The 9,738-nt window shown below is 68.3% G+C and carries 8 protein-coding genes; 6 read left to right on the top strand and 2 right to left on the bottom strand.

Going from position 1 to position 9,738, the window contains the following annotated elements:
- Positions 1 to 1,559: class I tRNA ligase family protein (locus NA12_RS30310; RefSeq protein WP_157106423.1), on the top strand; the 1,559-nt coding region annotated here is incomplete at its 5' end.
- A 61-nt stretch (positions 1,560 to 1,620) separates the two neighbouring features.
- On the opposite strand, the gene NA12_RS30305 is transcribed toward NA12_RS30310, so the two are convergent.
- Positions 1,621 to 2,034 (bottom strand): organic hydroperoxide resistance protein, encoded by a 414-nt coding sequence (locus NA12_RS30305; RefSeq protein WP_067459263.1) that lies wholly within the window; start codon positions 2,032 to 2,034, stop codon positions 1,621 to 1,623.
- Positions 2,035 to 2,143: 109 nt separating this feature from the next.
- On the opposite strand from NA12_RS30305, the gene NA12_RS34905 reads away from it, so the two are divergent.
- Together NA12_RS34905 and NA12_RS30295 are read left to right on the top strand one after the other, a co-directional pair.
- Positions 2,144 to 2,677 carry a TetR/AcrR family transcriptional regulator gene (locus NA12_RS34905; RefSeq protein ID WP_067459256.1) on the top strand — a complete coding sequence of 178 codons (534 nt, stop codon included), beginning with the start codon at positions 2,144 to 2,146 and terminating at the stop codon, positions 2,675 to 2,677.
- A 272-nt stretch (positions 2,678 to 2,949) separates the two neighbouring features.
- Positions 2,950 to 3,465 (top strand): NlpC/P60 family protein, encoded by a 516-nt coding sequence (locus NA12_RS30295; RefSeq protein WP_067459253.1) that lies wholly within the window; start codon positions 2,950 to 2,952, stop codon positions 3,463 to 3,465.
- A 13-nt stretch (positions 3,466 to 3,478) separates the two neighbouring features.
- Here the strand turns inward: NA12_RS30295 and NA12_RS30290 are convergent, their stop codons facing one another.
- Positions 3,479 to 4,354: a UTP--glucose-1-phosphate uridylyltransferase gene (locus NA12_RS30290; protein ID WP_067459250.1), complete on the bottom strand. Its 876-nt coding sequence runs from the start codon at positions 4,352 to 4,354 to the stop codon at positions 3,479 to 3,481.
- Between the two features lie 94 nt (positions 4,355 to 4,448).
- Here NA12_RS30290 and NA12_RS30285 point away from each other — a divergent pair, with 94 nt between their 5' ends.
- The 3 genes from NA12_RS30285 (at position 4,449) to NA12_RS30275 (ending at position 9,731) form a co-directional block, all read left to right on the top strand.
- Positions 4,449 to 5,831, top strand: coding sequence for a DNA polymerase IV (locus NA12_RS30285; RefSeq protein ID WP_084473231.1), 1,383 nt, complete (start codon positions 4,449 to 4,451; stop codon positions 5,829 to 5,831).
- A gap of 57 nt (positions 5,832 to 5,888) precedes the next feature.
- Positions 5,889 to 6,386 carry a WKL family lipoprotein gene (locus NA12_RS30280; RefSeq protein WP_067459247.1) on the top strand — a complete coding sequence of 166 codons (498 nt, stop codon included), beginning with the start codon at positions 5,889 to 5,891 and terminating at the stop codon, positions 6,384 to 6,386.
- Positions 6,387 to 6,467: 81 nt separating this feature from the next.
- On the top strand, positions 6,468 to 9,731 hold the full coding sequence (locus tag NA12_RS30275; protein ID WP_165914876.1) for an arabinosyltransferase domain-containing protein: 3,264 nt from the start codon (positions 6,468 to 6,470) through the stop codon (positions 9,729 to 9,731).
- Positions 9,732 to 9,738: the final 7 nt, after the last annotated feature.

The raw sequence follows: 9,738 nt of genomic DNA, 5'->3' as shown, positions 1-9,738 counted from the left end.
GCGCCAACCCCGATGACCCGACCGGGAATTCGACCATGCGCCGGGTTCCCGAGGTGCTCGACTGCTGGTTCGAGTCGGGCTCGATGCCCTACGCCCAGGTGCACTATCCGTTCGAGAACAAGGAGTGGTTCGACAGTCACTTCCCCGGCGATTTCATCGTCGAGTACAACGGGCAGACCCGCGGCTGGTTCTACACGCTGCACGTGCTCTCGACCGCACTGTTCGACGCGCCGGCTTTCAAGACCGTGGCCGCGCACGGCATCGTGCTCGGTGACGACGGTCTGAAGATGTCGAAGTCGAAGGGCAACTATCCCGACGTCAACGAGGTGTTCGACCGCGACGGCTCCGACGCCATGCGCTGGTTCCTGATGAGCTCGCCCATCCTGCGTGGTGGCAACCTCATCGTCACCGAGCGTGGCATCCGCGAGGGCGTGAGCCACGCGATGCGGCCGCTGTGGAACGCGTGGACCTTCCTGCAGCTCTACGCCTCGAAGCCCGGTGTGTGGCGCACGGATTCGCCGAACGTGCTCGATCGCTACATCCTCGCCAAGCTCGCGGTCACCCGCGATCTGGTCACCGACGCACTGGAAACCTACGACATCGCCGGCGCCGCGGACGAGCTGCGCGGGTTCGCCGACGCGCTCACCAATTGGTATGTGCGCCGGTCGCGTTCGCGGTTCTGGTCCGAGGATCGCGATGCGGTCGACACCCTGCACACCGTGCTGGAAGTCCTCACCCGTCTCGCCGCGCCGCTGCTGCCGCTGATCACGGAGGTGATCTGGCGTGGGCTCACCGGCGAACGCTCGGTGCACCTCACCGACTGGCCGACCGAGACCGAGTTGCCGCACGATCCCGAACTCGTCGCCGCCATGGACGAGGTGCGGGTCGTGTGCTCGACGGTGCTGAGTCTGCGCAAGGCGCAGAACCTGCGGGTGCGGTTGCCGCTGGCCGAGGTCACCATCGCGGCGGCCGATGCCGAGCGGCTCGCGGCGTTCACCGAGCTGATCGCCGACGAGGTCAACGTCAAGAAAGTCGACCTGACCACCGATGTCTCCGCGCACGGCCGGTTCGAGCTGGTCGTGAACGCGCGCGCGGCCGGTCCGCGCATCGGCAAGCAGGTCCAGACGGTGATCAAGGCAGTCAAGGCGGGGGAGTGGAGCGAGTCCGCCGACGGTGTCGTCACCGCCGCCGGGATCACCCTGCTGCCCGAGGAGTACACCCAGCGCCTGGTGGCCGCCGAACCCGAGTCCACCGCCGCGCTGCCCGGCAACGCGGGCCTGGTGGTGCTGAACTCGGTGGTCACCGAGGAGCTGGAGGCCGAGGGCTGGGCCCGCGACCTGATCCGCGACCTGCAGGAGACCCGCAAGTCCCAGGGGCTCGAGGTGTCCGACCGGATCAGTGTGGTGCTGGATGTGCCCGCCGAGCGGGCGGAGTGGGCCGCGACCCACCGCGACCTGATCGCCGGGGAGATCCTCGCCACCGCACTGACTTTCGGTGACGCCGGGGCCGATGCCGCCGAGATCACGGGCGGCGTGAAGGTGTCGGTCACGAAGGCCTAGTACCTCCGGACAGCGAAAAGGGCGGGACCTAGCAGGTCCCGCCCTTTTCGCGTGAATTCGGTTACTCGACAACCAGTTCCACGGGGATGTTGCCGCGGGTGGCGTTGGAATACGGGCAGACCTGGTGGGTCGCTTCGATGAGCTGGCGGCCCTGCTCGTTGTGCAGGTGCTCGGGCAGTTCCACGCGCAGCACGACCGAGAGTCCGAACCGGCCACCCTCCAGCGCGTTCAGCCCGACCTCGGCGGTCACCGACGCGTCATCGGCGTCCAGCTTCATCCGCTGGGCGACCAACTGCAGCGCGCTGGCGAAACACGCCGAATAGCCCGCCGCGAAGAGCTGCTCCGGGTTGGTGCCCGCGCCGTCGCCGCCCATCGCCTTGGGACGGGCGAGCGTCAGATCGAGCACGCCGTCGTCGCTGTAGGAACGGCCGTCGCGGCCGACCGAGGTGGCTACTGCGGTGTACATCGGTGCCATGGTGTCCTCCTAGACAGACTTGTCTGTTCGCTTGCGATCCAGAGTAGACAGACCTGTCTGATATCGTCAAGGGGAAGCGTTGATTCCCGGAAAGGACACAGGTCAGGCGATGAGTGCGGCTCGTGAACGTCTGCTCGACACGGCAACCCGGTTGTTCTACACCGAAGGGGTCCACGCGGTGGGCATCGACCGGATCATCGCCGAGGCCGCCATCGCCAAAGCCACCTTCTACCGGCACTTCAAAAGCAAAGACGACCTGGTGGTCGCCTATTTGCAGCGCGAATACGCGCGCCAGCGCGAGGTGCTGGAATCGGTGCCGGGCGAGGGCCTCGCCGCGATCACCACGATCTTCGACGCGCTCCGCGACATCAGTTGTGGCCCCGGTTTCCGCGGGTGTCCCTTTCTCAATGCCGCCGTCGAATTCACCGACCCGCGACATCCGGTCCGCCGCGTCGTCGACGACTACCGCACCTGGTTTCGTGAACTCATGGCCGAGCATCTGCGCGCCGACGGTCATCGCGCCCCCGAGAGCACGGCCCGCGTCCTGCTGCTCACCCGCGACGGCGTCACCATCAGCGGCGGCGTCGGCGACAACGACACCGTGCGCGCGGGCATCGACGCGGCGATGGCGCTCATCGCCTGAGCGTACGCAAATAGATGCTGGAAAGTTGCTGAACTCGGTGGCATCGGGGAATCGTTCATGCAGAATTGTGATGTTGCCGCTGATGCGCAGGGAACCGCTGAGACGGCAGTGACTGCTCGTGACGATTGTCCTGTGGAAATGGTGCCGCGCCGATGATGGCGACATCCCGACGCGGCAGCGGATCAGTGGGTGGCTCACCCGAGGATCAGGCGACGCCGCCCGATAACCGACCAGCCGGCAGCTCAGCTCCCGGCCGGAGGAAGGGCGCGCACATGAAGCGAAAACTCTTGGGGCGATTGGCCTTCGGCTTCGTCGCCACCATCACCACGATCGTCGTCCTGGCCGGACCAGTGTGGTCGCAGCCGGGCAGCTCGTCCGGCTCGGGCGAGTCGGGCTCATCGTCGGGTAGTTCCAGCGGCTCCGGCATGATCCCGTTCCCCAGCGCCACCGGCATCGGTGCGCTCACCGCAGCCATGACCCAGCTCGGCAAACCCTACGAGTGGGGCGCGATGGGCCCGTACTCCTGGGACTGCTCGGCACTGGTCCAATGGGCGTTCCGGCAGGTCGGCGTGATGCTGCCGCGCACCACCTGGGAACAGGCGAAGGTCGGCCTCCCGGTGACCTTCGGCGGTCTGGCACCCGGCGATGTCGTCATCCTCAACGGTGACGGCTCCCATGTCGGCATCTACGCGGGCATGGGCCAGCTCCTCGACGCCCATGACTGGGGCGTCCCGGTCGGCCTGCGCCCGTTGCGCGAATTCGATATCTACGCGATCAGAAGGTTTTGAGAATGTCGGCGGCTCAGTCCACCAGTTGACGCAGCAGCGGGCCGTATTCGGGGTGGGCCAGTGCCGAGGCGAACTGGGCCACCAGGTAGTCGGCCGGGTTGCCGGTGTCGTACCAGCGACCCTGGATGACCTGGCCGTACACCGCGTGCTCGGCGGCGTAGTTGTTGATCGCATCGGTCAGGTACACCTCGCCGGTCTGGTGGGTGTACCAGTTCTCGGTCTGGGTGCGTAGCTCGTCGATGATGCCCGGCGTCACCACATAGCCGCCGATCGCCGCGAAGGCCGACGGCGCGTCTTCGGGCTTGGGCTTCTCCATCAGGCCGGAGATGCGCAGTAGCCCCTCGTCGAGGTCCTCACGGACCACGGGCACGCCGTAGCGCTGCGATTCACCCGGCGCCATCGGCAGCAGCGCCAGGACCGGGCACCCGGTGGATTCGTAGGCGGTGATCAGCTGCTGGGCGCGCGGTACCTCGGCGACGAACACATCGTCGGGCCACAGCACCAGCATCGGTTCGTCGCCCAGATGCCGTGCGGCGTTGAGCACCGGCGTGCCGTTGCCGTACGGGCCGTGCTGGTCGAGGTAGGTGATGTGGCCCTCGCGGGAGAGCTCACCGACCTCTTCCACGGCGTCGGCGTAGGCGGACTTGCCGTCGGCGCGCAGCTGCGCGACCAGTGCCGGATTCGGCCGGAAGTGATCCTGGATCAACGACTTGCCGCTGCTCACGACGATCGTGATGTCGGTGATCCCGGAGGCCACCAGCTCACGCACCGTGTGCTCGATGACCGGTTTGTCCCCGACCGGCAGCATCTCCTTCGGCGTCGCCTTGGTCAGCGGAAGCAGCCGGGAGCCGATTCCCGCCGCCGGAATGACAGCCTTGCGGATCTTCATCTCCCGATCATCACATATTCGGCTGTGTGTTCGGTGTGTGACGGCTGGCAACGGGGGAGGAAGAATTGTCGGTGGCGCGGCGTAGATTGCGCTCGTGCGCTCCGACACCCCTGCCGCCGGGGCTCCGGCCAGGCCCGATGCGGCGGTCACCGCCCGTCGCTGGGTGCTGCACATCGATATGGATGCCTTCTTCGCCTCGGTGGAACAATTGACCAGACCCACGCTGCGTGGCCGCCCGGTCCTCGTGGGTGGGGCGAGTCAGCGCGGTGTCGTCGCCGGCGCCAGCTACGAGGCTCGCGTCTACGGCGCGCGCTCGGCGATGCCGATGCACCAGGCCCGGCGCCTGATCGGCGCGTCGGCGGTGGTCGTGCCGCCGCGTGGCGCGCTGTACTCGGTGCTCAGCGCGCAGGTGTTCGACGCGTTGCGTAGCCGCGTCCCGGTGCTGGAGACCCTGTCGTTCGACGAGGCCTTCGCCGAACCGGCCGAGTTGGCCGGGGCGAGTGTCGCGCAGGTCGAGGACTGCTGCGCGAAGCTACGCGCGCTGGTCCGGGCGCGGACCGGGCTCACCGCCTCGATCGGCGCGGCGACCGGAAAACAACTCGCCAAGATCGGCTCCGGACTCGCCAAACCCGATGGGATGCGGGTGATCTCGCCGACCGAGCAGGGCGAGCTGCTCGCCTCGCTGCCGGTGCGCAAGCTGTGGGGAATCGGCCCGGTGGCCGAGTCCCGGCTGCGCAGCCTCGGCATCGAGACGGTCGGCGCGTTCGCCGCGCTGCCGGAATCGGAGGCGGTCTCCGTCCTGGGCACCAGCATGGGCGCCGCCCTGCACCGGCTCGCGCGCGGGATCGACGACCGCCCGGTCACCGAACGTGCCGAGGCCAAACAGATCAGCGCCGAGAACACCTACGAGCGCGACATCGTCACCATGGCCGAGCTGCGCGCCGCCGTCACCGCGATGGCCGCGTCGGCGCATCGCAGGCTCGAACGCGACGGCCGCGCCGCCCGCACGGTGGTCCTCAAACTCAAGAAGTCCGATATGGGCATCGTGACCAGGTCTTTCACCCTGCCGTACGCCACCGCCGACCTGACCACCCTGGCCGCGGCCGCGCAGCGTTCGGCGATCGATCCCGCTGAGCTGGGCCCGATCCGGCTCGTCGGGGTCGGGTACGGGGGATTGTCGCTGGTGCGCCAGGAATCGCTGTTCCCCGAACTGGATCAGACGGTGCCCGACGATCCGAGCACTGTCGAAGATGCGCCGCCGTCTTCTCCCGATGAGCCGAATCCGGCTGTGGGACCGTGGTTTCCGGGAATGGATGTGCACCATCGGGAATTCGGGCACGGCTGGGTGCAGGGCGCGGGCTACGGCGTGGTGACCGTGCGTTTCGAGACCAGTTCGACAGGTCCTGGTGCGGCGCGTACCTTTCCAGCCGACGACACGGGGCTGACACGGGCCGACCCGCTTGCCAGTCTCGCGTGAGGAGTAGCCTCGGCTACCGCGATGGAATCTCCCACCTCGAACGTAAAGGACGAGCAGTTGAAGCTTCGTACGACCGGACGTGTAGCGATCGCCGGACTGGCCGTGGTCGCCGCCCTCGGCCTGAGCGCGTGCAGCGACGACAAGGGTGACAAGCCCGCCGCCAAGGCCACCACCAGCGCGAAGGCCTCGGCTTCGGCCGCGGCGAACCTGCCCCCCGTGCCGACGGTGGAACAGCTCAACACCCAGCTCACCACTGCGCTGGATCCCTCGATCCCCAACGACCAGAAGCTGGACTTCGTGCAGGGCGGCGAGGCCGATCCCGAGCTGCCCAACCGCTTGGCCCAGGCCGCCTCGGACGCCAATGTCCAGGTACAGGTCACCGAGGTGACCTCCTTCGGCGACAGCGTCAACGCGAAGGCCAACTTCACGGTGAACGGTCAGACCAATGTCGTCGACGTGCCGTTCGTGGCCGAGGACGGCAAGTGGAAGGTCCAGAAGTCGTGGGCCTGCGGCATGATGACCAACCTGGGTCAGACCTCGGTCGCCTGCCCCTGATCTCTCCCGCTCAGGCCCCGTTCGGATACTTCCGGGCGGGGCTTTCGCGTGCGAGTCGAGACGGTGTTTCGCCTGCTGTCGATGGCGCGGCTACTATCGGGCCCCGTGGTAGAGACGATCGTGCGGCAGGGGCATCCGCCCAAGGATGTGTCGGAGCCGGCGCGACGCGCTCGCCCCGGGTGGGCGCGCATCGTCGCGATCGTCGCGGGACTGATCGGCATTCTCAGTGCCGCCGTGATCCCGTTCCTGCCCGTTCGGGTCGACGCCGCGACGGTGTCGTGGCCCCAGCAGGGCTCGCCCGCCGCGGTCGAATCGCCGCTCGTCGCCTACGCGCCCGCCGCCCTGTCGGCCACGGTGCCGTGTGCCGCGTTGAGTTCACTGGCCGCGACCGGCGGTGTGGCGGTCTCGACCGTGCCGCGGCAATCGGCCGATATGGAGAAGTACGGTTTCGTCGTGAAGGTGGTCGCCGATACCGCCGAACGCCCCGGCCGGGTGGATGTGGTCTCGCGTTCGACCCTGGTCTGGACGGCTCCGCTCGCCGACGTACTCGACCGTTCCTGCGCGCTGACCATCGCGATCACCCCACAGGAATCCACCGTCACCACAACAGGTCTCGGTGACGGCGCCGCCGTGGCCGCCGATCTGCGTCCCCAGGTCGTCGGCGTGTTCAGTGAGCTCACCGGCGCCGCCCCCGCCGATCTCGCGGTGCGCGTCGACGTCGACGCCCGCTACACCTCGTCTCCGACCTGGCTCAAACTGGCCGCCATCGTGGTGTGCCTGCTCGCCACGGCGGTGTCGCTGCTGGCCCTGCACCGCCTCGACGCCCTCGACGGCCGCTCCGCGCGCCGGTTCCTGCCGCAGCGCTGGTGGCGGCTACGCCCGGTCGACTGGCTGGTGTTCTCGGTGCTGCTCGTCTGGCATTTCATCGGCGCCAATACCTCCGACGACGGGTACATCCTCGGGATGGCGCGCGGTGCGCGCAGTTCGGGCAACATGTCCAACTACTACCGCTGGTTCAGCGTGGACGAGGGTCCGTTCTACACCCCCTACGTCGACATCATCGGCTGGCTCACCCATATCTCCGCGGTCAGCCCGCTGGTCCGCCTGCCCGCCCTCGGCGCGGGAGTGCTGACCTGGTGGTTGATCAGCCGCGAAGTGCTGCCCCGCCTCGGTGTCGCGGTGCGTCGCGAACGCGTCGCCACCTGGACCGCGGCCTTCGTCTTCCTGGCCTTCTGGTTGCCCTACAACAACGGGTTGCGCGCGGAATTCGTCGTCGCGCTCGGTGTGCTGGTCACCTGGGTTTCGGTCGAGCGAACGATCGCGACGCGGCGACTCGTGCCCTTCGCCGTCGCGGTGATCGTGGCCGCGTTCACCCTCACCGGCGCACCGTCGGGATTGATCTGCCTCGGCGCGCTGGTCGCCGGTGCTCGTGTGGTGACCGCGATGATCGTGACGCGGTCGAAGTCGGTGGGCTACCTCGCCCAGTTGCTGCCGATTCTGGCCGCGGGCGCGGTGGTGCTCACCGTCGTCTTCGCCGACCGGACCTTCGCCGGTGTGCGGGAGATGTTCGCCGTGCACAGCGTGATCGGGCCGGGGGAGTCCTGGTTCTTCGAGTTCCTGCGCTACCAGTATCTGTTGCAGCTCAATGCCGACGGCTGGCTGACCAGGCGGTTCGGTGTCTTCGTGATGCTGATCGGCCTGGTCGTGTGCACTGTCGTCATGCTGCGGCGTGGCGGCCACATTCCCGGCACCGCGGTCGGCCCGGTCCGGCGCATGCTCGGGATCACCCTCGCCGCCATGGTGCTGATGATGTTCTCGCCCACCAAGTGGACCCACCAGTTCGGTGTGTTCGCGGGCCTGGCCACCTGCGTCGCCGCGGTGACGGCCGTGGCGGTGAGCGCGCATGTGCTGCGGCCGATGCGCAATCGCGCGCTGTTCGCCGCGGGCGTCTTCTTCGCACTCGCCATGACCTGGGTCGGCGCCAACGGCTACTGGTATGTCTCCTCGTGGGGGATCCCCTGGTGGGACAAGCCGCCGACGGTCGCCGGTTACGGCGTCTCGACCCTGTTCGTCGGCCTGACAGTGCTGGCGCTCGCCGCGGCCGGGTGGTTCCATGTGCACCCGAATCCGAACCCGAAGGCGAAGGTCGGGTGGTTCGCGGGGGCGCCCGTGCTCGCGGTCGCCGCCGCGATGATGGTGCTGTTCGAGGTGGCCTCCTTCGCCAAGGCCACCGTCGCCCAGTACCCCGCGTACACCCTCGCCGGCGCCAATCTCTCCGCGGCCTTCGCCGGTGGGTGTGCGATGGCCGACGAGGTGCTCGTCGAAACCGACCCGAACGCCTCGATGCTCGCGCCACTGTCCGGCGACCTCACCGCCACGTTGAACGGCACCGGCTCGACCGGCTTCCGGGCCGACGGCGTGGCGCCGGTGCTCACCTCCGACGAGGTGGAATCGACTACCGGCCAAGCGAATTCGGTGTCCGACGACCCCGACAAGCTGCGCGACGCCTCGACTTCGGCGGGCTCGGAATCGCGACAGGGTTCCTTGCAACTCCCGTTCGGACTCGACCCCGCGACCACCCCGGTCCTCGGTAGCTATCGTTCCGGCGCGCAGGAGCCCGCCGCGCTGACCACGGGCTGGTTCCGGCTGCCGGACGGTCCGCGTGGTCCGCTGCTCGCGATGTCGGTGGCCGGTCGGATCCGCTCGGTCGACGCCGACGGAATCGTCCACCCCGGTCAGGAACTGGTCGTCGAATACGGCACCGCCGCGACCGACGGCGACGTCGCGGTGGCCGGTCGGATCGCGCCGATCGACATCGGCCCGGCCCCGATGTGGCGCAATCTGCGTATCCCGATGGATCAGCTGCCGTCGCAGACGAATGTGGTGCGCGTGGTCGCCGCGGACAAGGATCTGGGTCCCGACCAGTGGCTCGCCCTCACGCCGCCGCGCATGCCGCAGACCACCACGCTCAACGATCTGGTCGGTCGTTCGGCGCCGGTATTGCTGGATTGGGCTGTGGGACTGCACTTCCCGTGCCAGAACCAGATGCCTACCTACAACGGCATCGCCGAGCTGCCCGAATACCGCATCCTGCCCGACCGCAACGGCGCCACCATCACCAACCTCTGGCAGGGCCACGACGGCGGCGGCCCGCTCGGTTGGACCCAGCTCCTGTTCACCGCCCGCACCCTGCCGACCTACCTGAACAACGACTGGGACCGGGACTGGGGCTCGCTCGAGCGCTACCTCCCTCTAGACGCCACCGCGAGCCCGGCGAAGGTGACGGTCGACTCCGGGAACCGCTGGGGCACCTGGACTCCCGGCCCGGTCATCACCGCCTGGTAGTCGCGAA

This window comes from Nocardia alba NBRC 108234, from assembly GCF_001612665.1.
GTDB lineage: Bacteria > Actinomycetota > Actinomycetes > Mycobacteriales > Mycobacteriaceae > Nocardia > Nocardia alba.
Note: the sequence above shows the minus strand (reverse complement) of the source record. Positions and strands in the feature narration are given on the sequence as shown.

Bases quoted from the DNA above. Each gene is read 5' to 3' on its own strand.
- NA12_RS30290 (WP_067459250.1), bottom strand. From the start codon at position 4,354: ATGAAGATCCGCAAGGCTGTCATTCCGGCGGCGGGAATCGGCTCCCGG.
- NA12_RS30295 (WP_067459253.1), top strand. From the start codon at position 2,950: ATGAAGCGAAAACTCTTGGGGCGATTGGCCTTCGGCTTCGTCGCCACC.
- NA12_RS30305 (WP_067459263.1), bottom strand. From the start codon at position 2,034: ATGGCACCGATGTACACCGCAGTAGCCACCTCGGTCGGCCGCGACGGC.
- NA12_RS34905 (WP_067459256.1), top strand. From the start codon at position 2,144: ATGAGTGCGGCTCGTGAACGTCTGCTCGACACGGCAACCCGGTTGTTC.
- NA12_RS30275 (WP_165914876.1), top strand. From the start codon at position 6,468: ATGGCGCGGCTACTATCGGGCCCCGTGGTAGAGACGATCGTGCGGCAG.